Consider the following 25,830-nt stretch of genomic DNA (forward strand, 5'->3'; position numbering starts at 1 on the left):
CAGCCGTTTTTGCTCAGATCGCTTGGATATCTCTTCCGTTTTTCTTTCTTTTGATGGGTACTCACCGAGGTTTTGAATAGTTGGTCGAATAACTTTCTTAACCAAAGTGGGTACTTTTTTTATCCCGATAATTCACTTTTAAAACAGTTTCTAAGGAAGGTTTGCCTTTTTAAAAGACAGCATTTGCGTTTCAGGTTTTGTTTCGGCAATTTCAAAACCGAAAAAAATGGTTCTGAATTTATGCAAACTTATATTGCCTTGCTGCGCGGCATAAACGTGAGCGGCCACAAAAAAATAAAAATGCCCGAACTGAAAGCGATGTTCGAAGAGCTCGGTTTTACGAACGTACGAACCTACATCCAAAGCGGCAACGTAGTTTTTGAAAGCGAAACTTCGGAAGATCTGGAAAGTAAAATATCGGCCAAAATTCAGGAACAATTCGGCTTCGAGGTTTCGGTTATTTGCAGAACTTCGGCTGAAATGAAACAGGTAATTGCGCGCAATCCTTTTGAAAAAATGGTAGGGTTTGAGCCCGAAAAACTCTACATTACTTTCTTACAGCAAACGCCTTCCGCAGAAAAACTCGAAGCATTGCAAGCCTTTACTTTTGAGCCGGAAATGTATACCGTTTCGGGCAAAGAAATTTACGTGTATTGCTTTAATGGTTACGGCAACACCAAACTGGAAAATGCTTTTTTCGAGAAGAAGCTGAAAGTGGCTGCTACCACCCGCAATTGGCGCACAGTAAATAAATTAATTGAAATGAGCCAACCCGAAACTACCGCTAACTGATGGAAAAAGTATTTGCTAAAAACCGGCAGGAATGGCGCAACTGGCTGGAACAAAACCACGATAGCGCGTCGGAAATTCACCTGGTTTTCTACAAGCTCAGCACTAAAAAGCCAACGGTTACTTACGAAGAAGCTGTGGAAGAAGCGCTTTGTTTTGGCTGGATAGACGGCGTGCGCAAAGGCATAGACGAGGAAACTTACATGAACCGTTTTACGCCGCGCAAACCCAAAAGCACGTGGAGCGTGGTAAACAAAGACCGCGTAGAAAAGCTGTTGGCTGCCGGAAAAATGACCGAAGCCGGACTGAAACTGGTGGAAATTGCGAAGCAAAACGGGCAATGGGATGCGGCTTACCAACTCAGCGCCAAACAGGAAATTCCGAAAGACCTGGACGATGCTTTGGAAGCCAACGAAGCAGCCTTGATTTTCTTTAGAAGTTTGAGTAATACCAATCAGTTCACCTACATCCGGCAAATTGAAAAAGTAAAATCTCCGGAATTACGGGCCGCACGGTTAGCCCGCATCATCAAGCTTTGCGAACGGGAATTAAAACCTTACGCCGACGGCAAAAAAGTGCTTTCCGATTCTATTAAACTGTGAGTTTTTCAGGCGAAAAGCATAGCGTTTTTCATCGGGGAAATCGAATCAGAATACGTGGATCCTCCCCCTACCCCCTCCAAAGGGGGACAATCAGGAATGCGTATTTTAAATTCCGGGAATACATTATCTGATAAAAGTACCCCTTTGGAGGGGGTTAGGGGAGGACTTTTTCTGCTGAAAACTATACCGTTTAAAAATCCCTTCTCTTTTTCGGGCAAAAAACGGTAGCATTTCAGGTCCAAAAAGTGGCAGTTAAGATATTCGCAAAGCAGATCAGGGTTTCTTTAACCAGGCCTCGATCTTAGTCTGGTTCAGAGTGAAGTAAGAACTTTTATTTTCTACTACTGAGTTATTTACCCAAAAGATCTGCGGAAGGCTGGCGCCGGCCATTTTCATAAACTTATCAGCACCGGTAAACATCGACCAGGAAATATCGGAAGCGCGGGTATTATCGAAGAATGGCTGCAGGTTTTCATCGTCGCCGTTCAATATCATGTGTACCGGCAGGCCTGGATTTTGCTGTTTCATTACGTGCAGCTTTTTTGCGGCAATTTTACAATGCGGGCAGGTTAAGCTGAAATAAGCAATTATCCACTTTCCTTCGCGCAACGCAACTTTTGGCGGTTCATTTGTAGCATCTTCGTAAAGCAATTCCAGGGGAAGTTTGTAATGCAGTTTGCCGCTGTAGTTATTCTCGGAGACCTGCAGATCTACAGGATTCAGAATAAACGGCAATGCAAGCGAAACAATTACCAAAGCGCCGGTAACCAGTTTAATTTTCCGGAAAACAAAACCCCGGTGATAACGATAAATAAAAGCGGCCGCAACCAGCATCGCTACATTTTTTAAAATGCCTTCGAGCGGTGTAAACTTAAAAAATTCGCCGAAACAACCACAATTACCCTGGTTCCCGAATTTAAAGATCTGAATAAGCAGGTAAATATTAAACAGCACCAGCACCAAAGCTACCAGCGGAATGGTAAACCGTTTGAGCCACAGATTAAAAAGCAGCAGCACGCCGCAGGCAAACTCAAACCCAATAAACAGCCGTGCCACAAAACCCGAAAATTGCCAGTTGGTAATACCAAATTCCACAAACGTGTATTCGAAAGGCTCAATGGGGTAAAGTTTGGTATAAGCCGAAAGAAGAAAGATAAGGCCTAATATTGCCGATAAAATTATAGCCGGTATAGCAGTTTTTTGTTCAGAAATCATAATAAAAAAGCAGGGCGACAAGTATTTTGTCGCCCTGCCGGAATAATTGCAACTAAAGTAAGCCTACTTATTTAATTTTGCAAGAAGCAGTTACGGTAGTACCGCCAGAAGTAGCGCTAGATTTACCAGAGCAAGCACTTTCAGCATCTTTTTTAGTAGAGTGGATTGTTACAGAAGATTTGTAATCGCCGCCTTGTCCATCAGAAGTAGTACACTCGCAAGTATAATCTTTTTTACATGCGCTAAAAGCAACCAGCACTACAAGTGCACTTGAGTAAAGAACTTTTTTCATTGTGTTGAGATTTTTGAATGATTTAGAGTCTCAATGTTATAAAATATTATCCAATTCTAAAAGGCGCTTACTGCGCTTAACAACCAGAAATATTTTTCCACACTATTGTTAAAACATCAAAAATTACAGGTCAAAACAAGAAATAGCAGTTATTTACTGATAGTAATGACCAAACCCATTGACTATGGAAATCAATCATTTCTTTATCAATCACTTATAATTTACACCGGCAAAAGTCGCCTATTTCAGCACAAATTATTTAGAACTTTTATAAATTATAACACCTAAGAAAGCAGCCGCTCAACCATATAATTATTCAAATACTTTATTTCACCAATATCCGTATTTTCAGGAAAAGTCTGAGGAACTTCAGGCGAAGCAATTAGAAATCTGGTTCAACATATTTTCCCGGCTACCGTTTTATCTATCCGGATCAAAATTAACCAGCCAGCTCCTTTATGCTCGTAAAACAGAAACTTCCCTTAAGCTACCTCTTCAACATGATAAAAGTAGATGTGGTGCGGGTGTTTTTCTTTTCTATAACCTTCAACATTTTCAAGTTCTTTTTCAGCGACTACCTGCCTTCTATGCCAGCGCAGCTGCCTACGGTTTTGGGTACGGCTATTTCGCTGGTACTGGCTTTTAAACTGAACCACTCTTACGACCGCTGGTGGGAAGCCCGCAAGATCTGGGGCTCCATTGTAAACGATTCGCGGACGTTAATTTTGCAGTTGAAAACTTACATTCAGACCGATGTGCTGGGTTATGATGAAACGGGAAAGTTTATTCAGAAAATGGCAAACCGGCAAATTGGCTGGTGCTACGCGCTGGGCGAATCGCTCCGGGGCCTGGACAATCAGGCTACGATACACCAGTATTTAATTCCCGCCGAAGCCGGTTATGTGTTGCCGCAAAATAATAAGCCATACGCCATTCTCGCACTACACATGCGCGACTTTAAAGAGCTACTTAACAAGCAAGCCCTGAATCCTTTTCAACAGGTGCAACTCGATAGCACGGTTTCGCGGCTTGTGGGTTATATGGGCATGGCCGAACGTATAAACAGCACCGTTTTTCCGGTTACGTACCGCGTTTTCGTGCATTTTTTCATTTATCTGTTCCTCATTATTTTATCGCTTGGCCTGGTAGAAACGTTGGGCCCGCTGGAAATTCCGATCCTGATCGTGATTGCTTCTACCTTCTTTTTAATTGAGAAAACAGCTACTTATTTGCAGGATCCTTTCGTGAATATGCCCACCGATACGCCGGTAACCGCCATTGCGCGCACCATCGAAATCAATATAAAACAACTTCTGGAAGAGCCTGATGTGCCGGAACCGATAACGCCGGAAGATTTTTATTTAAAATAAAAACCCCAAATTTGTCAAATCAAATCTTCGAAAACCAGCAAAAAACTAATCTTAATGAGAACACATACCCTGGAATCGCAAAGCAGCTTAACGCCTGAAATGGCTATTACTTTTTTGCAGGAAGGCAACGAACGCTTTGTAAATAACCTGAAGGCGAACCGCAATTTGCTGCAGCAGGTAAACGAAACCGCCGCCGGCCAATTTCCTTTCGCCGCCATTTTAAGCTGCATCGATTCGCGCACTTCTGCCGAATTAATTTTCGACCAGGGCCTGGGCGATATTTTCAGCATTCGGATTGCAGGCAATATTCTGAACGAAGATATTCTGGGCAGCATGGAATATGCCTGTAAAGTAGCTGGCTCCAAGCTGGTGGTGGTGCTGGGCCATACTAATTGCGGCGCCATTATAGGAGCCTGCAATAACGTAGAGATCGGCAATATTACCACGCTGCTGCACAAAGTAAACCCCGCCATTGCGCTCGAAACCCAAACCACCGAGAACCGCACCGGCAGCAATACGCCTTTTGTAAACCGGGTAACGGCAAATAACGTGCACCTTACCATGGCGCGCGTACGTAAAGAAAGCCCGATCTTAGCCGAAATGGAACGCAACGGCGAGATCCGGATCATTGGCGGCGTGTACGATGTAGAAACCGGCAAAGTAGATTTTTACCTGCAAGATTAACGCTACTTTTTACGCCCGAAACCCTACCGTTTTTTCAGCTAAAAACTTCCGGCGGCGTTGTTTATTCGTCAGAAAAACGCGCTGCCGGCTAAGGGTAAAGCTGCGGCGCGTTGTCTTACAATTACTACTACTAAAAACGGTAGCCTTTTGTATGAAAAAAGTAACGCTTTATCTGTTGGTTTCGCTTGCGGTTTGCAGCTGCACTTCTTCCGTTAAAATGGCTCTGAACGAAAGCCAGTGGCAGCAGAAAAAGGAATATGCCGTTGTAAACCAGAAACCTTTATTCAAACAGCAATCGCTGGCTTTTGCCCAATATAAAACGCAGGAAGTAAAACGGTCCTGGACGAAAGGCACCAAAGGTTCGAGCGGTTTTAGTGTGGGCGGCGCCAGCATTTACGTAGATCATTTAACCAAAAAACAAACGTTCCGGTTTAAGCTGCAGGATGGTTCACAGATTTCTGAAGCTTATTGCGCCACCAATATTAAAGCCAAAGACCTGGTTTTAGGAAACAGCAATTCCGGCTTCAACCAGGTTTTAGATCTGCTCAGCATTGGCATTGAAACCGACAATCAGTTCTACGCCAAAATTATTCCGGAAACCAACACCCAACCCTGGGAGCTTTTCTTCGACAACATGGCGGCGCAACGTTCCAAAACCTATGCCGGCTCGCTGGTTCAAAGCCCCGATAATTACTACACCATTGTGCCCATAAATAAACTGCAAGGCAAAAACGGACCAGTTGCGTTACCTTTCGGCGCCGTTGGTTTTGAGTTCCGCAACATGCAGGGGCAACCCGTAGCCGCCATTTCAACCATCAACAAAGGCATGGTTTATATGAGTGAAGTACCGCCCGCAGAAAAATTTTTATTAGCCAACGCCTGCGCCGCCCTGCTTTTACAAGCGAATGACCTGTAATCTGAATTTGAGTTTTCAGGGCAAAAAGCATAGCGTTTTTTTTAATGATTGAATGTGAGACTGACTGAATGCGAGAATGAAAATGTTGAAATTATTCTCTAATTCAGTCGTTCAATCATTCGCTAAATCTCCAGTACACTTTTCTTTTTACGGTCCAGTTCAAACGGAATTACGGCCATGATTTCGGTTTTCAGGTTCTGAAGCATTTTCTTGCGCGGATACGATCTGGCTACTACCAAACTGATCTCGCGCACCGGTTTTGGGTCGGCAAATTCATGGATGTTTTCTTTCTGAAGCGGCGTTAAATTGAGCGTGGCAAAATGCGGAATAATGGTCAGACCTTCGTATCTATCTACCAAGTTTATAAGGGTTTCGATGCTGCCGGCTTCGTAGTGTAAATTATCGGCTACAGCCTCCTGTTTCTTGAGTTCGCAAAGGTTAAAAACCTGGTTACGCAGACAATGCCCTTCTTCCAAAAGCCACAAATGTTCGAGGTTTATTTCTTTTGGCGCGAGGTATTTTTTCTTACCTAGTTTCTCGCTTTTAGAGGCATAAGCAAAGAATTCTTCGTAAAAAAGCGGGTGTTCGGCAAGTTGAGGTTCGTGGATTGGTGTGGCTAAAATTCCCATATCCAAGTCGCCGGTTTTCAACTTCGCAATAATATCATTCGTTACCATTTCCTTGATGTAGATCTTCAGGTTTGGGTATTTCTGTGAGAACGGTTTCAGGAAAAGCGGCAGTAAATAGGGCGCCAGCGTGGGGATAATTCCCAAATGCAGTTCGCCGGTAATTTCACCTTTCAGTTCGACCGCATATTCTTTCAAATACCCAACTTCGGCCAACACCTGTTTCGCGCGCAGAATAATTTCCTCTCCTTCTCTGGTTGGTTCTACGGGTTGCTTTTTTCGATCGAAAATTTTCACGCCCAGTTCATCTTCCAGCTTCTGGATCATCATGCTGAGCGTAGGCTGGGTTACAAAACTGGCATCGGCGGCGCGCGCAAAATGCCGGTGTTTTTCTACTGCTACGATGTATTCTAATTGCTGCAGGTTCATGTTTTGGTTTTTGGTTGTTGGTTAAACTCAGACCAGATATTTTAATCGGGAATGCTTGAAATAACCACCCCAACCCCTCCTTGAAAAAAGGAGGGGAGCTGCTGCATTGCTCATTTTTAGCTTTAGTTGTTAATAGCAAGCTTTCTAAAACGCTATACCTACAGGCTCAAAAACTCAAATACAGCAGAAAAGAAAAGCTCCCCTCCTTTTTTCAAGGAGGGGCCGGGGGTGGTTATTTTACATATTCCGATTGGGTCTAATAAATTTCATCTATACAAAGATAGAAAATATCAGTTTGATTGATAAACGTAATCGCCGCAACTTTGCATCATCAGAAACCAAAAAACATATATAAACCATGCAAAACAGAATCTTATCTATCGGCTCAACTTTTCCGGATTTCAAAAAAACGGCAGCAGTTTCTATCGAGAAGGGCAAAGAATTTTACGAACTGAATTCCGAAGAAATTAAAGCTTCCGGCAAATGGCTCGTGATGTTCTGGTGGCCGAAAGACTTTACGTTTGTTTGCCCAACCGAAATTGCCGAATTCAACAAGCATTATCTGGACTTCGTAGATCGCGATGCACAATTAATTGGGACTTCTACCGACAACGAATTTGTGCACGTAGCCTGGCGTAAAAACCACGACGACCTGCGCGACCTGCGTTTCCCGATGCTGGCCGATACTTCTAAAAGCTTAGCTGAAGAACTGGGTATTTTAGAGCAGAACGAAAAAGTAGCTTTGCGCGCCACCTTCATTGTTGATCCGCAAGGTATTATCCGTTGGGTATCTGTAAACGACCTGAATGTAGGCCGCAACGTGAACGAAGTGATCCGCATTCTGGATGCTTTACAAACCGATGAGCTTTGCCCTTGCAACTGGCAAAAAGGCGAAGCGACGATTGAAGTTTAATTCAATTTGAAGATTTGGAGATGTGAAGATTTGAAAATGATTCTTCACATCTCCTGATTTCAAAGCAAATTTTAGCTTCAACTTGAACTTATCCTCCCCCTACCCCCCTCCAAAGGGGGACTTTTATCAAATAACGCATTTTGCGATTGTCCTCCTTTGGAGGGGGGTAGGGGGAGGATTTTATCATCTTCAAATTTCCAAATCTTCAAATCTGAAAAAAATGTTAGAAATAAAAAACGAAACGCTGGATCGGTTGCTGACCGATTACAATTTAACTGAAGCGCCACTGAGCGAGGGCCTGCAACTGCTCGCCGATAAAGACCACCGCTACCTGAAAGACCTGCGCATTAACTTAAACAACGCGCTTGCTTACCAGAATTTAACCAGAAAGGAAAGTTATTTGCTGGCTTTGGCCGTAGCTATAAACGAAAAACACGAAAACGTAAAACTGGCTTTCACGCAACTGGCCGCTACCGAAGGCGCTACGCCGGAAGAAATTACGGAGCTTCATGCGCTCGTTTCTTTAATGAACGTGAACAATATTTTTTACCGTTTCCGTCATTTCACCAATAAAGAATATTACAACAACACGCCGGCCGGTATCAAAATGAGCATCATGATGAATCCGGTTTTAGGCAAGGAATTTTTTGAGCTGGCAAGCCTGGCAATCAGCGCGGTAAACGGTTGCGAAATGTGCGTAAATGCTCACGAAGAATCGGTGCTGAAACACGGCGCCACTGAAGCCCGCATTTACGATGCCATTCGTTTAACGGCTGTAGTAAAAGGTTTTATTAACCTGATGTAAGTTTTTGCTCTCACCTTAAAAGTGCTGCTGGTGCCTGTGGTTTCCCATGGTTTCCGGCGGCACTTTTTGTTTTATAGCTTAGAGCCGTGGCAAAACCCGTTTCAGAAAATGGCGTTAGCTTTTCCATGAACCCGAAACATTTACTTTTTGCGGCCATTACCCTAGCGTTTTTAAGTTGCCAGTCCGAAAATAAATCCCGCGAAACCAAATCTGCGGCAACAGCCACAACTGCATCCGGAAAAATGAAAGCTATCGTAGAAAAGGCCATCGAACTCGATTCCATTCCTTCCGGCTCCGGCCTGGTTAAAACAGGCGAAAACTTCTACCTCATTTCCGATGATTCGCCATACTTTTTCAGGCTCGATTCTAAATTCAATTTGCTCGAAAAAAACGCTATCCCCCATTACCAAAAAAGTCAGGATTACCGCATTCAGAAAGCCATCAAACCCGATTACGAGAGCGCCGCAACCGGCGAAATGAACGGACAGGAATATTTACTGGCTTTTGGTTCGGGCTCTAAATCGCCGGAGCGCGATTCGCTGTTGCTGATAAATTTAAACGATCTGAAAAGCCCGCAAACGTATTCCCTGAAACCGCTTTACGACCTCATAAAGCAGCAAGCCAACCTGCCCAGTGCCGAACTAAACATGGAAGGCAGCGCGATAATTGGCGAAGAACTTTACCTTTTTAACCGCGGGCAAAATGTGCTGGTGCAAACCAACTGGCCAAAAACGCTATTGTTTTTAACTCAAAAAGCCGCGGAACCGGAAATAAAAACTTACCGCGTACGGCTACCGCAAATAAACGGCATCGCCCCCGGTTTTTCCGGTGCCTGCCGGCTAGGCAACGACAACAAAATCCTGTTCACGGCTTCGGTAGAAAACACGAAAAACTGGATAGAAGACGGTGAAATACTGGGCAGCTTTATCGGTATTTTAGACGTAGAAAAACTTGCTGAAGATCCGTTGGAAAACGTAGCTTTATTAACCAATAAAAACGGCGAACCGGTTATAGAAAAAGTAGAAAGCGTAGAATTTCTGCAGCTCGAAAATAACGGCAATTTAAAAGCGCTTTGCCTTACCGACGATGACCAAGGCGGCTCGAAAGTCCTGGAAGTAACCTTGCGGCAAAGCACCTAATAAACGCCGGTAACAAGCTTTATTTATCCGGCAATTTTCGTATCTTCAACTGAAAGCAATTTTTCCGTCCTCTAAACCTTACAACTATGGCAAACAATATCCTCTTCTCCGAAAAGCAACGCTTTACGCAATGGTGGCTCTGGCTTATTTTGCTGAGCACTTTCGCCATGCCATCTTATCTCATGTATGAGCAACTCCAGGAACCCGCGCCTTTCACCGATCCGGAAAAGAACACCGCGATTGTTTTGCTGGTTGTAATTATGGTGCCCGTAATGCTCTTGTTTGCCCTGATTAAACTCGAAACGCAGATCAGCGAAGACGGCATTTCGGCGCGCTTATATCCGTTGCATTTAAAATGGCGGCATTATTCCTGGCCCGAAATTGAGGACGTGTACGTGCGCGAATACAGTCCGTTGAAAGAATTCGGCGGTTGGGGTTTACGTTATGGCTTCGGTGGCATGGCTTACAACATTTCCGGCAACCAGGGCATTCAGATCGTATTCAAAAGCGGCAAAAAACTCCTCCTCGGTACCCAAAAACCCGAAGCAGCGACCAAAGCATTGAAGCAGGCGCAGGTTCTGGCGCAGTAGTTTCCTGAATTCCTGATTCTCTAAAGACCTGACTTTTCCGGCTTCGGCACATACCATTTTCAGCGCAATCCATAAAAAACAATTGTCCTGAAAATCTTTGAATCTTTAAAATCCTGATCGAAAACTGGTAACTTAGGCCGCGTATGCAGCGCCTGAAACAACAACTTTTCAAACCGATCGATATTGCTTCGCTGGTCTTTTTCCGGATCGTGGCGGGCATTTTGCTGGCAGGTGAACAGATAAACCAGTTCCTTACCGGCGATTATCTGAATTATATTCAGCCCAAATTCCATTTCTCGTACCTGTTCTTTCCCTGGCTCAAACCGTTTCCGGAAACCGGCATGTATGTGCTCTGGGCGGCAACGATCCTGGCTGGTTTGCTGGTGGCAGCCGGCGCATTTTACCGCATTTCCGCTACGGCTCTTTTCCTCGGATATTCGCTCCTGTTCTTAATGGAGGAAACCGAATTTGTGAACCATTTTTACCTCTATTGCCTGCTTTGTTTCTGGCTCATATTTGTTCCGGCGCACCGGGCTTTTTCAGTAGATGTATGGCGCAAACCTGAACTAAAACGCAGCTACACGCCAGCCTGGACGGTTTATTTGTTCGTTTTCCAGATCAGCCTCGTTTATTTTTATGCGGGTTTAGCCAAACTTCACACAGACTGGCTTTTAGCCAAACCCCTGAAGATCTGGATGAGCTACAAAGCTTCCAAACCGGTTATCGGGGGAATTTTAGGGAATGCATTTACGCCTTGGATCATGAGTTACGCCGGCCTGCTTTTCGACCTGCTTTTTGCACCGCTGTTACTTTACCGCCGCACGCGCTGGCTGGGCTTCGCGCTGGCGGCAATGTTCCATTTATCGAACGTTTTCATCTTCGGGCTGGCTACTTTTCCGTGGTTTTCGCTTACGCTTACGAGCCTTTATTTCAACCCCGGCTGGCCGCGCAAACTTCCTTTTTTCCGCCGTTTCATTCCGGCATTTGTTCCCGAAAAAGCAGCTGCAGAAACGGTATCAAATCGGCATCAAAAACTCGTTATGTATTCCGTGCTTACTTACGCAGCCTTGCAGATACTCATTCCATTCCGGCATTTCCTCTACCCCGGCAACGTGAACTGGACCGAAGAAGGACATAAATTTTCGTGGCACATGATGCTGCGCGCCAAAGACGGCATGGTCAATTTTCAGGTAAAAGCGCCAAAAACCGAAGGCCAGGAAGAAACACGTTTTTCCATTCATCCGGAAGATTATCTAACCCAAAACCAGATCAACAAAATGGCCGACCAGCCGGACCTTATCCTGCAGTTCGCTCATTTCCTGAAAGCCGAATACGAGAAAAAAGGCTATAAAAATCCGGAAGTGTACGTAGGCAGCCAATGCAGTTTGAACGGCCGCGCCGCCCAACCACTCATAAGCCCGCAAACGGATTTAGCCGCGCAGGAAAGAAGCTTAAAGCATTACGATTGGATCTTGCCTTTGCAGGAAAAATGGTAGGGTTTGGCATAGAAAAAGTATGCACCCTTAAACGGATTGTCTGAATTGGGATTCGTCCGATTTGGGGATGTCTTGAACAGGATTTATATGATTTTTGGGATGGACAGGATTTGATTTTCAATCAGGTTTCATTCTTAAAGCAAGCTATACAGCTGTTCAACCACCCCAACCCCTCCTTATCAAGGCGGGAAGCTTTAAAACCGTTAGCTAAAGCAAACGGCAATGAAATTAGTCTGAACTGTGATTTATTTGATTCTTGTGATTTCCTAAACTATGATTTCACGCATTCCGCCAGCGCAGCGTCCATTGAAACGCTACAAAAGATAAAAAGCCCGCTACGGAGGAAAGCCATACCAGTTTCTGTGAGAGCGGCCTCCGCACTTTCCGACTTTTGCTTTAGCAAAATTGCGTAAGCAAAGGAAAGGGTGCAGCCGCGAACGCAGAAACTGAAGCCGCCCGGCTTGAGGGAATAAATTGCCGATGGAAGTAAAAAAGTCAGATGTTTAGCAGAAAAGGTGTTTCAAAAAACGGTATCCTTTTTAGTTGAAAAACTACTTCCCGCCGACAAGGTCCTTCGCTAGTGCTCAGAAAGACATAAAAACGCTATCCTTTCAGGCTCAAAAAGTCAATAGCAAATAAGATTACCAACTTGAAGATATCTCACCTATCGAGATGACGAACTAAGGACGAAAAAAATTCAGGTAAAAACTATTTTCCCCTGCACAAAGTCTCCCAATCTAAAATCGCCGGTTCATACCCTAATTTATACGCCTGCATAAAACTAGAACACGCCGAAACCTCATCGTGCTGCGAAAATTTTGCTTTCCCTAATAAATAATACAAACGCCCGTTGGCCGCATCGGTTTTTAAAGCTGCATCATAATCCTGAATGGCGGCATTGTAATCATCGAGCAGGTAGAAAGCGAAACCACGGTATAAAAGCGCTTTGTTCTTTGCGTCTTTTTCAGCTGGTCTATTCAGGAAAACGGTCAGATCGGTTACGGCTTTTTGCCAGGCATTCAGCTCCAGTAAACGCAATTCTCCGCGGCTAAAATAAGCAGCCTGGTAATTTTTATCTAAACCAATGGCGGTGGTAAAATCAGCTTCGGCCTGCCGGAAACGATGCAGACTGGAATGGCATTGTCCGCGCATAAAATAAGTTTCGGCCTGTGGAGCATCCCCGAATCGTAAAGCTGCGCTGTAATCATAAATAGCAGCTTCGTAATCGCGGTACACATTCTGGTTTATAAAGCCGCGTTTGGCGTACGCTTCCGCAAATTCGGGTTCAAATTCAATTGCCTCTGTAAGTAAACTATGCGCTCCAGACCATTGCGCTTGCTCCATAAAAGCCTCCGCTTTGCGGTAACGGGTTTTTGCGGTTATAAAATCCATGGTAAATTTTACGGCCAGGCTAAAAAGAATTAAAGCCACAAAAAAACCAATGGTGATCTGCCAGTCGCGGCGCGAAAACCGGCGTTTTTTAGAAATGGTGCGGTAATAGCGTTCGTTTACTGAAGCCGGCCGGCGCTGCTGCGTATGATAGGCCCGCTGCTGTTGCTGCACGCGTTGCTGTTGCACCACGTATTCCAGTTTCAGATCGTAAAGGCGGCGTTTCTGCGGATTGCTTAATATCTGGTAGGCTTCGCTAACCTGCTTGAACTGCTCTTCGAAATAAGTGTTGCCCTGGTGCTTATCGGGATGGTACTGAATAGCCAGTTTTTTATAGGCCGACTTTATTTCCGGCAGCGTTGCCGTTCGTTTCAGGCCAAGTATGGAATAGTAATTCAGTTGCACCAGGTTTCCCTTTATTAAGCTTTAAAATTAACAAAAAATGGTATCGTTTCAGCCCTAAAAACTTAAACTTCGTAATTCCTTCCGAAGCCGCCATTTAAGGTTATCATTTTTCTTTCCGGAACCGTATACTTTGCTCAACCAAAACTATGAAGCTTTTTTATGACCAACACCGATAACCCGAACGATAATTCCAGATCTGGTCGCCCGGCCGATATGATCAGCAACCTGATGGGGTATATTGATACCCGCATCGATCTGATACGGCTCGATATTCAGAATAAAATGAAAGCGGGCTTTGTGGGAATTCTGCACGCCTTAATGCTGGGTTTTACCGCATTCATGGCCCTGATCTTCCTCAACATTTTTCTGGGTCTGCTCCTGAACGATCTCCTCGACAGCCAGTTCTGGGGCTTTGGCATATTAACCGCTTTTTACATCATTCTGTTCCTGATCTTTTTCTTCGGGCTCGATAAAAAAACGTTCCAGGGCGTGGCCGATAAAACTTTCGAAAATACCATTTACAAAAACGATAAAACCGCAAAATAAATATGAGCGATTTGCAGAATCCGATCTTTGATGATGAAAAAGAATTTCTGGAACGCCAGAAGCAGGAATATAAAAATGCGTTGCTGAACGATGTAGAAGGCTTAAAAGAACAAACTACGCAACTTGGAAAAGGTGCGCTGCTGCTGGGTGGCGCGGTGGCCGGCGTCTGGATGATCAGTAAATTAATTTCCGGCGGCAGCAAAAAGAAAAAAAAGAAGAAAAAGAAAGCCGCTATAAAACTGTTGCAAAGCCAGAGCCACAACCCGCGTTCCGGTTTTTATTTAGAAAATCCCGCCCCGCAAACGTTTCAGCAGCCTGACGATGAAGTGAATTTTGGCTCGCCCTTAGATTTCAACCAACCCGTTACCGACGAAGGCGACAGCACATTATACAATACATCGGCTAAATACTTCGACCCGAACAAGCAGAGCATGCCTTCGCATTATGCGCTGCACCAGCATTACCACGCTCCCAACGGAAACGGGGAGAAATCCGGCTCTTTCTTGGAATCTGATTTTGTAAAATCGCTGGCTACGCAGGCTATGGCTTTTCTTTTGGTGTATCTGAGTAAAAAAGCCGAAGAATTTGTGCTTAAAAATGTCGATATTGCTACGGAAAAGGGTAAATACGCCCAGGATGTTGACTATACCGACCTGAACTCCGATGCAGGCACGCATTTATAAGAACCAGCTGTTAAAAACCGAAAGCAACCAAAAGGCCTTTGCCGTTTTGCTCGATCCCGATAACCTGACCCGCGAAAGCTGTCTGGAAATTCTGGCTTTGAGCGAAGCGCACGCGGTAGATTATTTTTTCATAGGCGGCAGTCTGGTTACCACGCAAAACCAGGCCGCGCTCATTCAGCTTATCAAAGAAAATTCGCAGATTCCGGTCATCCTTTTCCCGAGCAACAGCCTGCACATAGATCACCAGGCCGACGGCATTTTACTGCTTTCGCTTATTTCAGGCCGTAATCCGGAGTTTTTAATTGGTCAGCATGTTTTAGCCGCGCCGCTTTTAAAAGAAAGCCCGCTGGAAGTTATTCCTACCGGTTATATGCTGGTAGATACCGGTCGCCAAACCACCGCCAGTTATATGAGCGGCACCACGCCTTTGCCTTACGATAAACCTGCTATTGCCGCCTGCACTGCCATGGCCGGCGAATTGCTGGGCATGAAATTCATTTACATAGACGGCGGCAGCGGTGCACAAAAACCCGTAAGCCCCGAAATGATTGCTGCGGTAAAGAAATCCATCGAAATTCCGTTAATAATTGGTGGCGGCATCAATACTAAAGAAAAAGCGGAAGCTGCTTTAAAAGCCGGCGCCGATGTAATTGTAATTGGTAACCAAATCGAGAAGGATTCAAATTTCTTAGCTGAAGTTTCGGAAGTGGTGAGAAGTTTTGCCGTGACAGAAATCCAGCACCTGGAGCAATAGGTTTTAAGTGCTTAAAACTGTATACGCTTTTTATAGAAATCTGGAACCAGCTTAAAAATACTGATAAGTGATCCTGGTAGTCTGACCCAATCTTCCGTCTGAGAAAGCAGATATTTTAATTGGGTAATCATGGGCGTTGTATTCATACTGATATGTAACTTGTAATACTGAGCCGTTGTTTTTTGTTTCTTTTATTGAAGTAATATTGTGTTTTAAAGGAGAAAATAAATACACATAACCAGTCCTCCAGTCACGGCTAAGACCAAATTCATTCACCCCCTTCTTAGCATCGTATTCATATTCTATTTTCCCTCCATACCAAGGCTTGCCATTGCCAGTACTTTCAGCTGCTATAAACGAGCTATCTATAGCGATCAGACCTGCTGCATAATAAGTGAATGTATTAAGGGTATGGTAAGGAGGATTTCCAAAACGATTATCGAATCGAATACTATGGATTTTAATTAGTTTCCCGGCAGCGTCATATCCAAATATCTCTTCACCGCTTTTAAAATTAACATCATCCGGATTATAATACAGGTGAATTTTATAAAGTTGCCCTTGCACATTATACTCCCTTTGTTCTAAAACCCTTTGAGCAGTCATAATTTTAAAAACCCTACCCAGATTATCGTAAACTAAATCTATAGGATAGCCCGGAGAAGTTCCATCGGAACGAATGAACTGAACCAATTTCCCGCTATTGTCATAAACATGCCTAGTAGAATCGGTGATCTCGTTATAATACGAATCCCGCGATGTTGAGCCGACAGGCAAGTATATTCCTAACTTCGGATCAACTTTTGGCTCTCTCTCTTTATCACATGAAAGAAGAAGCATACAGCCTAAAACTGCAGATATAATACCGTAAAACTTATTCACAGCCCAGTGATTAACATAGGAGGAAGTTATAAATAATTTTCTAATTCTAAGACTTACTGTAACAATTTTTACCCACCCACCCACACATCATCACGACTTTTCAGCCCGGAACCCTACCGTTTTTACAAAACAAAAAACCCTGACTTCTTCCGAAATCAGGGCTTTTTTAATTTCATTATAAGTTTGCTTAGCTGTTCTGAGCAGATTCGCGGCGGCGCATTTTACCGGCCGGAATACCGAACATCATTTTGAAACGACGGCAGAAGTAAGCAGTATCTTTGTAACCCACATCTTTACCAATTTCGCGGATGCTTTTCTTGGTAGTTCTTAGCAAGAATACAGCACGCTCCATACGCTGGTATTCGATATAATCCTGCGGGTTGATACCAGTCAGCATTTTGAAATACTGGCCAACGTAATCTTCCGAAACGTTCGCTACGTTAGAAAGCACCTTGTTCGACAGATCGCCGCCCAGGTTTTCTTTAATGTAGTTGAACAGATCGATCAAACGCGGATCTTTGAAGTAAGTAGAGTTGGTTGCCAGCTGCTCCACAAACATCTTGTTCTTTAAGATGTAGCGGATAATTTCAACCACGATCTGCTCGGTGTAAAGCGTAATTACACGCTCTTTGCCCGGCAGGTCCTGCATGGTTTCTTCCACCACTTTAATGATCAGGTTCGCCAGTTTCGAGTTGTTCGAGATCAGGAACGCCGGAACATCCAGGGAAGCAAAGAAGTTAACAGAATCAAAAACTTTGGCTTCGAAACTTACAAAACTGTGGCTTTCGTCAGCTTCGCCAATGGCATCCAGATCGTTGTTGTTGCGGAAGAATTTATCGCGGTTATTGATCAGGTCATCATTGGAGATCGGCTTCGTAGTTTCTGCGTTACCGTAATAAATTTTGGTGCTGCGGCCACCCGGAATGAAAAGTAATTCGCCTTCCTCTACTACCTGCTGGTCATCGCCGAACGCTAATTTACCGTTGTGAAGTAAAATGATATTATTGCCAACATCGTAAAAATTGCGCACACCAAACGGTTGCTGCAATACCTGATTTTTGGCTTTGATGTAACGAACGCCGAGCGATTCAATTACCTTATTGTAATCTTCCATGATTCTGAAGAATTAAGTAGAACGTCTGCAAATGTAAAAATCTGCCCTAAAACTAATTATATTTCGTTAACAATGCAAAAACTATTAAAAAATAATTATAATTGCAAATTAACAATATAACTGCTTCAAGGCAGATTTACAGGATTTTAAGCCCTAAAGCCGCAATTAAGCTTTCAAAAGCTCTCTCGAAATTACTATTTTCTGTATCTCGGAAGTACCTTCATAAATTTGTGTTATTTTAGCATCGCGCATTAAACGCTCTACATGGTACTCTTTCACAAAACCGTAACCACCGTGGATCTGAACAGCTTCAACGGTAGTGTCCATCGCGGTTTTAGAAGCAAATAACTTCGCCATCGCGCCAGATTTACCGTAATCGCGGTGGTTGTCTTTATCGTCGGCAGCCTGCAAGCAAAGCAAACGCGCCGCATCGATATTAGTAGCCATATCCGCCAGTTTGAACTGAATAGCCTGGTGCTGCGAAATCTCTTTACCGAACGCTTTACGCTCTTTCGAATATTTCAAAGCCAGTTCAAAAGCACCGGAAGCAATACCCAACGCTTGCGCAGCAATACCAATTCTACCGCCAGAAAGCGTGCTCATCGCAAATTTGAAACCGAAGCCATCTTCGCCGATGCGGTTTTCTTTCGGCACTTTCACGTCGGTAAACATTAATGAGTGCGTATCAGAACCACGAATACCCAATTTGTTTTCTTTCGGACCAACCACAAAACCTTCCATGCCGCGCTCTACAATCAGGGCATTAATGCCACGGTGACCTTTGGCTACGTCGGTTTGCGCAATTACCAAATACACAGAAGCAGTGCTACCATTGGTGATCCAGTTTTTGGTACCGTTCAGCAGGTAATAGTCGCCTTTGTCTTCGGCAGTGGTGCGCTGGCTCGTAGCATCAGAACCGGCTTCCGGCTCAGAAAGACAGAACGCACCGATGATCTCGCCGGTAGCAAGTTTAGTCAGGTATTTCTGTTTTTGCTCTTCGTTACCGTATTTTTCCAGACCCCAGCAAACCAGCGAGTTATTCACGCTCATTACCACCGAAGCCGAAGCATCTACTTTGGAAATTTCTTCCATGGCCAGCACATAAGAAACGGTATCCATGCCGCTGCCGCCGTATTTCGGGTCTACCATCATGCCCAGGAAACCCAGCTCGCCTAATTTCTTGATTTGTTCGGCCGGAAATTTCTGGTGCTCATCGCGCTCAATTACGCCCGGCAGCAATTCGGTCTGGGCAAAATCGCGGGCCGCAGCCTGTACCGCCAATTGCTCTTCGGTTAAGTCAAAATTCATATTCAGATGCTTATAAAATTTTCAGAATAAATTCGATGTGCAAAAATAGAAATTTTCTTCAGAAGAAACCCGATTAAATGCATTTGCCGAAATCACGACTTTTTAAGACCAAAACCATAGCGTTTTGGACAGGGAATCTCAACGACAAAAAATTGTAGAGACGCAATACGTTGCGTCTCCATCTGGGCAGAAAATTCCCAAACCCACAAGAAGCATTACAGAAAGATGAAAATGAGACGCAGAAAATATACCGCAAAAAAAAAAGAGACGCAACGTATTGCGTCTCTACAAAGGAAAAATCTGTAAGGTTAACAGCCAGAAAACGCTATGGTTTCGGGCCGAAAAAGTCTTAATCGCGGCGACCGCCTAAGAGCATAGAAGCATAATAAAGCAGCGTTGCCAACGAACCTAAAGCCGCAACTACGTAGGTTAAAGCTGCCCATTTCAAAGCATCTTTGGCCATGCCGTGTTCCTGCGTCGTTACGATGCCTTTCTGATCGATCCAAGCCAACGCGCGGCGGCTGGCATCAAATTCTACCGGCAGGGTTATAAAGCTGAATAATGTAGTCATTGCGAATAACGCTACACCAATTGCCAACGGAATTGGGGTGGTTTGCAGCATAAAGATACCAATCAGGATGATCCATTGCATGTAACGCGAAGCCACACTTAAAGCCGGAACCATTGCCGAACGGAATTTCAGCATACCGTAAGCCGTAGCGTGCTGCACGGCGTGGCCGCATTCGTGGGCAGCAACGGCAGCGGCAGCTACACTTCTGGAAGCATAAACGCCTTCACTTAAATTTACCGTTTTATCGGCGGGGTTGTAATGGTCGGTAAGTTGGCCTTCGGTGGAAATTACGCGCACATCGGTAATGCCATTATCGGCAAGCATGTGTTCGGCTATTTCTTTACCGCTCATGCCATTCTGAAGCCCCACTTCGGAGTATTGAGCAAATTTGGAACGCAAACGCCACTGAACCAGGGCGCTGGCACCAAAAATTACGATCATTAAAATAATTGCCATGTTCTGAAATTAATTGTTTACCTGTTTTTTGATCTTCGCAACAATGTTGCTGGTTGAATACCCTTTTACGAGTGAAACGGTTTTTACGTCTCCGCCTTTCGCTTTAACGATGTCGTAACCCACAATATTTTCCGGAGCATAATCATCGCCTTTTACTAAAATATCGGGCTGCACCAGTTTTATCAGGTTGTAAGGCGTTTCCTCGTCGAAGAGTATTACTGCATCTACGAACAACAAGCTTGCCATGATGCGGGCACGTGCCATTTCGTCTTGTAACGGCCGCTCCTCCCCTTTCAGGCAACGGATAGACCTGTCAGTATTGAGGCCTAAGATCAGTTTATCGCCTAAAGCCCGGGCTTTTTCCAGGTAATCTACATGGCCAAGATGCAAAAGATCGAAACAACCATTGGTAAACACAATTTTCTGGTTTTCGGCCCGCCATTTTTGCAGTACCGGCTCCAGCGTTTCAGTTGTATAAATTTTATCCGCGGAATTCATGAGCAATATTGAGTTCGTTTGCATCGGTTTCTAAAGTTTCCTGCGGCTGCCGCCGGCTTTTCAGCATGCTCATTACAAAACTAATGCCGCCCATTATTACTACCAGCAGCGTTTGCGAAGTATGTACAATCAGAGCATATGCCATACCGGCTTCTTTTCCAATGCCATAAAGCAGCAACGTAGATTGTACCATCAGGTGAAAAATCCCGATACCGCCCTGCACCGGCGCCGCCATACCCAGACCACCGATCACAAAGAGCGCCAGCGCCACATTCATACCCAGACCGTTGGTAGCATCGAGGGCAAAGAAAGCGATGTAACCCATTATATAATAGGTAAACCATACAAAAAGCGTATGGAATACAAATTCGCCTTTGTTTTTGAGTTTAGCAATGCTGAATACGCCTTCCAGAATTCCACGCACAAACGTTACCATTTTCATAAAGAAAACATTCTGGCGCAGGCGGTTTAAATAAAGGATCAGTAACACTACAGCCACCAACGTAAGCAGCAGCATAATTCCTAAAATACTGTAGATCAGGAAGCTGTTTTGCTCGAAAGAGGCATATTTATCGTTGAAGTAGTTCAGGAAAAAATCGTGCAGCTTATCGAATTCCACGAAAAATGTAAGCGTAACCAAGCTCAGCAAAATCACCAGGTCAATAACGCGCTCGGTAATTACGGTGCCCAAAGAAACTTTTACCGGAATTTCGTCGGTACGTTTTAAAACGCTGCAACGCACTACTTCTCCGGCGCGCGGCAAAACCAAATTGGCCAGGTAACCAACCATCATGGCATTATAAACCGACCAGAAACCAACTTTATGCCCGGTAGGCTCGATCTGCATTTTCCAGCGGTGCGCCCGGCTGAAATAACCCAACGTTGCAATTGCTAAAGAAATACCGATCCAGAAATAATTAGCCTGTTTTAACTGAACCAGAACCAGCTGAAAATTGATGCCTTTGAGCGCGTACCACATCAGAAACATGGATAAAGCAAAAAGCAGAAAGTATTTAATAATGTTAAGCAGCTTCTTCATGCAAAAGGCAAAGTAATAAAACGGTAGGCTTTCAGCCCGAAAAACTCAGAACGCTTTTCTGGTTAAAAACTTACAAAGATAATTATTTTAAAAGAAACCCCGTTTTAGTGGAATTTTCAGTGAGTAAGACCGGATAAACAGGTTTTAATGTTGCTTTACAAACTTTTGCCGAAACACTTTCCCGTTATTGACCTGAAGCTGCAAAACGTACAACCCGGCCGACAATGCACCAATATCGATCGAATTATTAATTTGAATTTCCGGCTCCGCAACTACTTTCCCGAGAGCATTCATAATCTGGCAGGTTTGGACTTTTGTTTTGGAAGCTAATTTGAAGCAAAGCTGATTTTGAGCAGGATTTGGGTAAATTGAAATGCGACCATCGGGTACATCTTCTGAAATTCCAGTAACTGAACAATTTCCCTGAAAAGCTTTATTGTCGTAAGACGTTTTGACTCCATCCTTATAAGAGCAAAGCAAATATTGATTCGTTAAGGCTCCATTATATTGCTTCCAGATCACGCCATATGTCCCACCAATTCCTTCTATCATCGTAAATGGCTCTATTAGCGGCCCCTTAAATTCAATGTGCTTTTGGTCATTCTGGTAATATACCCGTTTCACCACGTTAAAGGAGTCTTGAAAACTTACATTCAATCCGTAGCCTGCACCAGAAATATCAAAGGCATCCCCAACGGCCAAGCTATAATCGAACGCCAGGAATTCTGTAGTATCAGGAAACATTGGATTTCTTGGGAATATACTTTTAAACCAGACTTTGCCGGTAATAGTATCTTCTCTCAACAATCCGCCTTTATAAGTCCAATTATTCGAAAGAACTTTCTTATATAGTAAGCCGTTTACTATGGTATCCTTTTGCACCATAATAGTACTTTGTGTCCATCCCCATAAATTGTTCGAGGCTATCTCCCAAGAAGTGGTTTGCTTTCCAAAAATGGATTGGTAATGCTGCGCCTGAACGGTGAAGTGCAGAAATACCAGCAAAACAATGATGAATAGTCTTTTCATAGATTATATTCCAGCTATTTGATTTGCAGATATTCCTCAGACACAATCTCTTATTTCAAAACCAGCACCAGATTATCGATCAACCGCACTTCACCCAGAAATGCCGCCAGACACAAAGCTACTTCCTGTTCCAGCTTCAGTTCGGTTAACGGTTGCAGCGTATTGGCATCGGCAATTTCAAAGTATTCCAGCTTTACTTCCGGGTAATTTTGCAGATGCGCTTCCGCGGCACTTTTTGCTTCCGAAAGACTACCATTTTGCAGTTTTTCGGCAGCTAAGCATAGCGTTTTATAAAGTTGCGGCGCAATTTGCAATTGTTCCGGAGTTAAACGGCGGTTGCGGCTGCTCATGGCCAATCCGCTTGCTTCGCGCACGATCGGAAAACGGACCAACTTCAGGTTAAAATTCAGATCTGTAACCAATTGCCTGATTATTGCGTACTGCTGCAGGTCTTTCTGTCCGAAATACGCCTTGTGCGGTTGCACCACATGAAAAAGTTTGCTCACAATTAAAGCCACGCCGTTAAAATGGCCCGGCCGGTGCGCACCTTCCATTACGGTTTCCAGCTCGCCGAAATTAAAATTGGTTTTGGCAGGCGCGGGGTACATTTCAGCGGCAGAGGGCAAAAACAAATAAGTGCAATTGGCATTTTCCAGCAAAGCGGCATCTTCCTGCTCAATTCTGGGGTAAAGCCGGAAATCTTCTGCGTTGTTGAATTGAGTGGGGTTCACGAAAATACTGCAAACCGTTACATCGTTTTCTGCTACCGAAGCCCGGATCAGTTCCAGGTGGCCTTCGTGCAGCGCGCCCATGGTGGGTACAAAGCCAATTGTTTTACCCGCCAAACGCAACTTTTCTGCCTCGGCGCGCATTTCATTAATGGTAGTAATTTGTTTCATTTAAGATAAAACGGTACCTAAAACTGCATAAAAAGTCATATCTACACTGTTAAGAATACCAAAATTTGAATTTCAGAGATTTTTTTTGTAATTTTGCCTTACCAATACTATTGCCCAAAAGTAATTTAACCTTTCAAAGCCTATGTCGAAACTTAGAATCCTTTACGTCGCTACAGAAATCAATCCGTTCTTACAGACTACAAAAGTAGCAGACTTTCTGAGAATGTTGCCGCAGGCCATGCAGGAAAGAGGAATGGAAATCCGGATTTTTGTGCCACGTTTCGGGGTAATCAACGAGCGTAAGAACCGTTTGCACGAAGTAGTGCGTCTTTCCGGGATCAACATTGCCGTAGGTGAAGAAGAAAAACCGCTTGTAATTAAAGTGGCTTCTATTCCGAATGCCAAATTACAGGTTTATTTTATTGATAACGACGATTATTTCCACCGCAAATCTGCGCTGGTAGATAAAGACAATAAATTCCACGCCGATAACGACGAACGCGCTATTTTCTTCTGCAAAGGCGTACTCGAAACCGTCAAAAAGCTGGGCTGGTCGCCGGACATTGTACATTGCTATGACTGGATGACAGGCCTGATTCCGATGTACTTAAAATCGACTTACAAAAAAGACCCGATCTTTAAAGATGCGAAATCTGTATTTACGGTTTGCAACAACGAATTTTCTCATAAATTTGAGGGCGATTTGCTGGAAAAAGTAAAAATGCTGGATATTGAAGACAGCATGCTGGGCAACCTGCAATCGGCCGACTGCGATGCTTTCGTGAAGATTGGTATGGAATATGCGGACACGGTATTAAAATCGGACGATGATTTCAGCGATAACATGAACGCTCTTTTCAACGAATTCCAGCTAACTAAAAAGATCAATGATATCGGGCAGAACGAAAGCCAGCTCGATTCTTACTACAACCTGTATAATGAGCTTGCGAACTAATTCCCTGTATTTAAGCTTTTTTTTTCTACTTACTTTAGTTTCCTGCGAAAAACCTTCTGATATCGGCTTAGGCCTGCAAGGCGAAAGCAATCTGCTTGGCACCACGTTCGAAAAGATGAACGTGGAAGCCAGCACGGTTGTGCAACCAGATTCTATTGTGGCTTTCAAAAACAACCCGGTTCTGGTAGGTAAAGCTGCCGACGGTGAATTTGGAACGATTTCCGCCGCGCATTATACCGAAGTTGGCCTGAACGGCACCGGCGTTTCTTTCGACATTGCCCCCAATACTCCAGCCGATTCTATGGTTCTGGTTCTGGCTTATACCGGCTATTACTACGGCGACACCACCACTACCATGAAGGTAAACGTGCTTAAACTGGATGAGAATTTCAAAGACGCACAAACTTACTTCACCACAAGCACTATTCCTGGCAACACTGTTTTAGGCAGCCTTGATTTTAAGCCGCGCTACCACCGCACCAAACTGAAAGGCAAACCCAGCAGCCGCCTGTTGCGCATTAAGCTGGACCAGAATTTTGCTTCTCAGGTATTAGCCAAATCAGGTCAGAATGATTTAAGCACGCAGGAAGAATTCAGAAAATTCTGGCCGGGCATTGCCATTGTACCAGCTTCGAATTCCGCAACCGGCAGCTTGGTAGGGTTCTTTACCAAACCAGATACTGCGGGCACTCCGGTAGTTAGAGTAGCGGGCATTAATCTTTATTATAAAGACAAAAAAGGCGAATCTAAATTTCACAACTTCTCTTTAAGCGGCAACTACTATTTCAACGCCATGAAAGCTGAAGGACCGGGCAAGTTACCGGCTTTAGCTAAAGGCCAGGAATTGAAAAGCACCGACAGCAACAACGAAGTTTACATCCAGGAATTCACCGGCGTAAAAACCCTGATCACTTTCCCGGAAATTGAAACTTTCAAGAACGGCAAAGGCAATATTTACATTAACCATGCAGAGTTGGTAATTCCGGTAAAAGCAGGAACAATAGACCCTGCCGGTAAAATTGCAAAAGCCCCGGAAAGCATTATTCTTTACGAAAGCACCAAAAATAAACGCGTAGCAAAAACTGCCGCCGGCGTATCTTACACCGTGCAACGCGGCGATGCTTCTGCCTTTGGCATTTCCCGCCCGGCCCGTGCCCTTTACGAAGCCGACAGCGGTTTTTATAAAGTAAACATTACTTCTCACGTACAAGCCCTGCTCGACGGTAAAAAAGCAAATCACGGCATTCTTGTTTCTCCGGTAGCCGAAGATGCTTTTACTGCCACCGCATCAGGTCTTACCTTTCCGGGAACTATTACTGCCAACCGAGCGATTATAGATGCCGGCGCCGGCAAAATAAAACTCCGGATCTATTACTCACAGTTAAAATAACCTTTAACACATTTCATAATCAATACCTGAAAAACGGTATCGTTTA

At 44.2% G+C, this 25,830-nt stretch carries 27 protein-coding genes; 15 read left to right on the top strand and 12 right to left on the bottom strand.

Annotated features, from left to right (window positions below):
* Positions 1-240: 240 nt before the first annotated feature.
* A complete protein-coding gene (locus tag ACFPIB_RS09495; RefSeq protein WP_378017214.1) occupies positions 241-792 on the top strand; it encodes a DUF1697 domain-containing protein in 552 nt (183 codons plus the stop codon).
* Entirely contained in the window at positions 792-1,391 is a 600-nt protein-coding gene (locus ACFPIB_RS09500) for a YdeI/OmpD-associated family protein (protein WP_378017215.1), read from the top strand. Before ACFPIB_RS09495 ends, ACFPIB_RS09500 begins: the two co-directional genes overlap by 1 nt.
* 273 nt (positions 1,392-1,664) lie before the next feature.
* Here ACFPIB_RS09500 and ACFPIB_RS09505 read toward each other — a convergent pair whose 3' ends face one another.
* Complete coding sequence (locus ACFPIB_RS09505) at positions 1,665-2,606, bottom strand: MauE/DoxX family redox-associated membrane protein (RefSeq protein WP_378017216.1); 942 nt, start codon at positions 2,604-2,606, stop codon at positions 1,665-1,667.
* A 67-nt stretch (positions 2,607-2,673) separates the two neighbouring features.
* Complete coding sequence (locus ACFPIB_RS09510) at positions 2,674-2,898, bottom strand: hypothetical protein (RefSeq protein WP_378017217.1); 225 nt, start codon at positions 2,896-2,898, stop codon at positions 2,674-2,676.
* A 458-nt stretch (positions 2,899-3,356) separates the two neighbouring features.
* Here ACFPIB_RS09510 and ACFPIB_RS09515 point away from each other — a divergent pair, with 458 nt between their 5' ends.
* The 3 genes from ACFPIB_RS09515 to ACFPIB_RS09525 all read left to right on the top strand — a co-directional run bounded on the left by ACFPIB_RS09515 (position 3,357) and on the right by ACFPIB_RS09525 (position 5,868).
* On the top strand, positions 3,357-4,268 hold the full coding sequence (locus tag ACFPIB_RS09515) for a bestrophin family protein (protein ID WP_378017218.1): 912 nt from the start codon (positions 3,357-3,359) through the stop codon (positions 4,266-4,268).
* 54 nt (positions 4,269-4,322) lie between these two features.
* Positions 4,323-4,952 (top strand): carbonic anhydrase family protein, encoded by a 630-nt coding sequence (locus tag ACFPIB_RS09520; protein WP_378017219.1) that lies wholly within the window; start codon positions 4,323-4,325, stop codon positions 4,950-4,952.
* Positions 4,953-5,103: 151 nt separating this feature from the next.
* Positions 5,104-5,868 carry a PH domain-containing protein gene (locus tag ACFPIB_RS09525; RefSeq protein ID WP_378017220.1) on the top strand — a complete coding sequence of 255 codons (765 nt, stop codon included), beginning with the start codon at positions 5,104-5,106 and terminating at the stop codon, positions 5,866-5,868.
* Positions 5,869-5,990: 122 nt separating this feature from the next.
* On the opposite strand, the gene ACFPIB_RS09530 is transcribed toward ACFPIB_RS09525, so the two are convergent.
* On the bottom strand, positions 5,991-6,923 hold the full coding sequence (locus ACFPIB_RS09530; RefSeq protein WP_378017221.1) for a hydrogen peroxide-inducible genes activator: 933 nt from the start codon (positions 6,921-6,923) through the stop codon (positions 5,991-5,993).
* A gap of 358 nt (positions 6,924-7,281) precedes the next feature.
* On the opposite strand from ACFPIB_RS09530, the gene ACFPIB_RS09535 reads away from it, so the two are divergent.
* The 5 genes from ACFPIB_RS09535 (at position 7,282) to ACFPIB_RS09555 (ending at position 11,866) form a co-directional block, all read left to right on the top strand.
* On the top strand, positions 7,282-7,836 hold the full coding sequence (locus ACFPIB_RS09535; protein ID WP_378017222.1) for a peroxiredoxin: 555 nt from the start codon (positions 7,282-7,284) through the stop codon (positions 7,834-7,836).
* A gap of 220 nt (positions 7,837-8,056) precedes the next feature.
* Positions 8,057-8,641, top strand: coding sequence for a carboxymuconolactone decarboxylase family protein (locus ACFPIB_RS09540; RefSeq protein WP_378017223.1), 585 nt, complete (start codon positions 8,057-8,059; stop codon positions 8,639-8,641).
* An 86-nt stretch (positions 8,642-8,727) separates the two neighbouring features.
* Positions 8,728-9,780: a DUF6929 family protein gene (locus tag ACFPIB_RS09545; protein WP_378017224.1), complete on the top strand. Its 1,053-nt coding sequence runs from the start codon at positions 8,728-8,730 to the stop codon at positions 9,778-9,780.
* 86 nt (positions 9,781-9,866) lie between these two features.
* On the top strand, positions 9,867-10,370 hold the full coding sequence (locus tag ACFPIB_RS09550) for a hypothetical protein (RefSeq protein ID WP_378017225.1): 504 nt from the start codon (positions 9,867-9,869) through the stop codon (positions 10,368-10,370).
* A gap of 143 nt (positions 10,371-10,513) precedes the next feature.
* Entirely contained in the window at positions 10,514-11,866 is a 1,353-nt protein-coding gene (locus tag ACFPIB_RS09555) for an HTTM domain-containing protein (protein ID WP_378017226.1), read from the top strand.
* A 708-nt stretch (positions 11,867-12,574) separates the two neighbouring features.
* Here ACFPIB_RS09555 and ACFPIB_RS09560 read toward each other — a convergent pair.
* Complete coding sequence (locus ACFPIB_RS09560; protein WP_378017227.1) at positions 12,575-13,660, bottom strand: DnaJ domain-containing protein; 1,086 nt, start codon at positions 13,658-13,660, stop codon at positions 12,575-12,577.
* Positions 13,661-13,819: 159 nt separating this feature from the next.
* Here ACFPIB_RS09560 and ACFPIB_RS09565 point away from each other — a divergent pair, with 159 nt between their 5' ends.
* From ACFPIB_RS09565 to ACFPIB_RS09575, 3 genes are read left to right on the top strand one after another with little or no spacing between them, the layout of a single operon-like run.
* Positions 13,820-14,206: a phage holin family protein gene (locus ACFPIB_RS09565; RefSeq protein WP_378017228.1), complete on the top strand. Its 387-nt coding sequence runs from the start codon at positions 13,820-13,822 to the stop codon at positions 14,204-14,206.
* A gap of 2 nt (positions 14,207-14,208) precedes the next feature.
* A complete protein-coding gene (locus ACFPIB_RS09570; protein ID WP_378017229.1) occupies positions 14,209-14,889 on the top strand; it encodes a hypothetical protein in 681 nt (226 codons plus the stop codon).
* The gene (locus tag ACFPIB_RS09575; RefSeq protein WP_378017230.1) at positions 14,870-15,643 is read left to right on the top strand and encodes a phosphoglycerol geranylgeranyltransferase; all 774 of its coding nucleotides are present in this window, start codon (positions 14,870-14,872) and stop codon (positions 15,641-15,643) included. The genes ACFPIB_RS09570 and ACFPIB_RS09575 overlap by 20 nt, the downstream gene beginning before the upstream one ends.
* A gap of 51 nt (positions 15,644-15,694) precedes the next feature.
* On the opposite strand, the gene ACFPIB_RS09580 is transcribed toward ACFPIB_RS09575, so the two are convergent.
* From ACFPIB_RS09580 to panC, 8 genes are all read right to left on the bottom strand, one after another.
* A complete protein-coding gene (locus ACFPIB_RS09580; protein WP_378017231.1) occupies positions 15,695-16,525 on the bottom strand; it encodes a hypothetical protein in 831 nt (276 codons plus the stop codon).
* A 187-nt stretch (positions 16,526-16,712) separates the two neighbouring features.
* Entirely contained in the window at positions 16,713-17,639 is a 927-nt protein-coding gene (locus tag ACFPIB_RS09585) for a helix-turn-helix domain-containing protein (RefSeq protein WP_200506246.1), read from the bottom strand.
* A 165-nt stretch (positions 17,640-17,804) separates the two neighbouring features.
* Positions 17,805-18,947: an acyl-CoA dehydrogenase gene (locus tag ACFPIB_RS09590; protein ID WP_378017232.1), complete on the bottom strand. Its 1,143-nt coding sequence runs from the start codon at positions 18,945-18,947 to the stop codon at positions 17,805-17,807.
* A 349-nt stretch (positions 18,948-19,296) separates the two neighbouring features.
* On the bottom strand, positions 19,297-19,974 hold the full coding sequence (locus ACFPIB_RS09595; protein WP_378017233.1) for a zinc metallopeptidase: 678 nt from the start codon (positions 19,972-19,974) through the stop codon (positions 19,297-19,299).
* Between the two features lie 9 nt (positions 19,975-19,983).
* Entirely contained in the window at positions 19,984-20,472 is a 489-nt protein-coding gene (gene rfaE2, locus ACFPIB_RS09600) for a D-glycero-beta-D-manno-heptose 1-phosphate adenylyltransferase (protein ID WP_378017234.1), read from the bottom strand.
* Entirely contained in the window at positions 20,456-21,511 is a 1,056-nt protein-coding gene (locus ACFPIB_RS09605) for a lysylphosphatidylglycerol synthase transmembrane domain-containing protein (RefSeq protein ID WP_378017235.1), read from the bottom strand. The genes rfaE2 and ACFPIB_RS09605 overlap by 17 nt, the downstream gene beginning before the upstream one ends.
* Positions 21,512-21,655: 144 nt before the next feature.
* Positions 21,656-22,540: a T9SS type A sorting domain-containing protein gene (locus tag ACFPIB_RS09610; protein ID WP_378017236.1), complete on the bottom strand. Its 885-nt coding sequence runs from the start codon at positions 22,538-22,540 to the stop codon at positions 21,656-21,658.
* Positions 22,541-22,590: 50 nt separating this feature from the next.
* Positions 22,591-23,439 (bottom strand): pantoate--beta-alanine ligase, encoded by an 849-nt coding sequence (gene panC, locus ACFPIB_RS09615; protein WP_378017237.1) that lies wholly within the window; start codon positions 23,437-23,439, stop codon positions 22,591-22,593.
* A 142-nt stretch (positions 23,440-23,581) separates the two neighbouring features.
* Here panC and ACFPIB_RS09620 point away from each other — a divergent pair, with 142 nt between their 5' ends.
* A complete protein-coding gene (locus ACFPIB_RS09620) occupies positions 23,582-24,394 on the top strand; it encodes a glycogen/starch synthase (protein WP_378017238.1) in 813 nt (270 codons plus the stop codon).
* Positions 24,378-25,784 carry a DUF4270 family protein gene (locus ACFPIB_RS09625; RefSeq protein ID WP_378017239.1) on the top strand — a complete coding sequence of 469 codons (1,407 nt, stop codon included), beginning with the start codon at positions 24,378-24,380 and terminating at the stop codon, positions 25,782-25,784. The genes ACFPIB_RS09620 and ACFPIB_RS09625 overlap by 17 nt, the downstream gene beginning before the upstream one ends.
* The last annotated feature ends 46 nt before the right edge of the window (positions 25,785-25,830 follow it).

It is taken from the genome of Adhaeribacter terreus, assembly GCF_042657365.1.
GTDB classification, from domain to species: domain Bacteria; phylum Bacteroidota; class Bacteroidia; order Cytophagales; family Hymenobacteraceae; genus Adhaeribacter_A; species Adhaeribacter_A terreus.

Excerpts from the sequence above, each read along its gene's own strand:
- ACFPIB_RS09495 (WP_378017214.1), top strand. The coding sequence starts at position 241 with ATGCAAACTTATATTGCCTTGCTGCGCGGCATAAACGTGAGCGGCCAC.
- ACFPIB_RS09500 (WP_378017215.1), top strand. The coding sequence starts at position 792 with ATGGAAAAAGTATTTGCTAAAAACCGGCAGGAATGGCGCAACTGGCTG.
- ACFPIB_RS09505 (WP_378017216.1), bottom strand. The coding sequence starts at position 2,606 with ATGATTTCTGAACAAAAAACTGCTATACCGGCTATAATTTTATCGGCA.
- ACFPIB_RS09510 (WP_378017217.1), bottom strand. The coding sequence starts at position 2,898 with ATGAAAAAAGTTCTTTACTCAAGTGCACTTGTAGTGCTGGTTGCTTTT.
- ACFPIB_RS09515 (WP_378017218.1), top strand. The coding sequence starts at position 3,357 with ATGCTCGTAAAACAGAAACTTCCCTTAAGCTACCTCTTCAACATGATA.
- ACFPIB_RS09520 (WP_378017219.1), top strand. The coding sequence starts at position 4,323 with ATGAGAACACATACCCTGGAATCGCAAAGCAGCTTAACGCCTGAAATG.
- ACFPIB_RS09525 (WP_378017220.1), top strand. The coding sequence starts at position 5,104 with ATGAAAAAAGTAACGCTTTATCTGTTGGTTTCGCTTGCGGTTTGCAGC.
- ACFPIB_RS09530 (WP_378017221.1), bottom strand. The coding sequence starts at position 6,923 with ATGAACCTGCAGCAATTAGAATACATCGTAGCAGTAGAAAAACACCGG.
- ACFPIB_RS09535 (WP_378017222.1), top strand. The coding sequence starts at position 7,282 with ATGCAAAACAGAATCTTATCTATCGGCTCAACTTTTCCGGATTTCAAA.
- ACFPIB_RS09540 (WP_378017223.1), top strand. The coding sequence starts at position 8,057 with ATGTTAGAAATAAAAAACGAAACGCTGGATCGGTTGCTGACCGATTAC.
- ACFPIB_RS09550 (WP_378017225.1), top strand. The coding sequence starts at position 9,867 with ATGGCAAACAATATCCTCTTCTCCGAAAAGCAACGCTTTACGCAATGG.
- ACFPIB_RS09555 (WP_378017226.1), top strand. The coding sequence starts at position 10,514 with ATGCAGCGCCTGAAACAACAACTTTTCAAACCGATCGATATTGCTTCG.
- ACFPIB_RS09565 (WP_378017228.1), top strand. The coding sequence starts at position 13,820 with ATGACCAACACCGATAACCCGAACGATAATTCCAGATCTGGTCGCCCG.
- ACFPIB_RS09570 (WP_378017229.1), top strand. The coding sequence starts at position 14,209 with ATGAGCGATTTGCAGAATCCGATCTTTGATGATGAAAAAGAATTTCTG.
- ACFPIB_RS09575 (WP_378017230.1), top strand. The coding sequence starts at position 14,870 with ATGCAGGCACGCATTTATAAGAACCAGCTGTTAAAAACCGAAAGCAAC.
- ACFPIB_RS09585 (WP_200506246.1), bottom strand. The coding sequence starts at position 17,639 with ATGGAAGATTACAATAAGGTAATTGAATCGCTCGGCGTTCGTTACATC.
- ACFPIB_RS09590 (WP_378017232.1), bottom strand. The coding sequence starts at position 18,947 with ATGAATTTTGACTTAACCGAAGAGCAATTGGCGGTACAGGCTGCGGCC.
- ACFPIB_RS09595 (WP_378017233.1), bottom strand. The coding sequence starts at position 19,974 with ATGGCAATTATTTTAATGATCGTAATTTTTGGTGCCAGCGCCCTGGTT.
- rfaE2 (WP_378017234.1), bottom strand. The coding sequence starts at position 20,472 with ATGAATTCCGCGGATAAAATTTATACAACTGAAACGCTGGAGCCGGTA.
- ACFPIB_RS09605 (WP_378017235.1), bottom strand. The coding sequence starts at position 21,511 with ATGAAGAAGCTGCTTAACATTATTAAATACTTTCTGCTTTTTGCTTTA.
- ACFPIB_RS09610 (WP_378017236.1), bottom strand. The coding sequence starts at position 22,540 with ATGAAAAGACTATTCATCATTGTTTTGCTGGTATTTCTGCACTTCACC.
- panC (WP_378017237.1), bottom strand. The coding sequence starts at position 23,439 with ATGAAACAAATTACTACCATTAATGAAATGCGCGCCGAGGCAGAAAAG.
- ACFPIB_RS09620 (WP_378017238.1), top strand. The coding sequence starts at position 23,582 with ATGTCGAAACTTAGAATCCTTTACGTCGCTACAGAAATCAATCCGTTC.
- ACFPIB_RS09625 (WP_378017239.1), top strand. The coding sequence starts at position 24,378 with ATGAGCTTGCGAACTAATTCCCTGTATTTAAGCTTTTTTTTTCTACTT.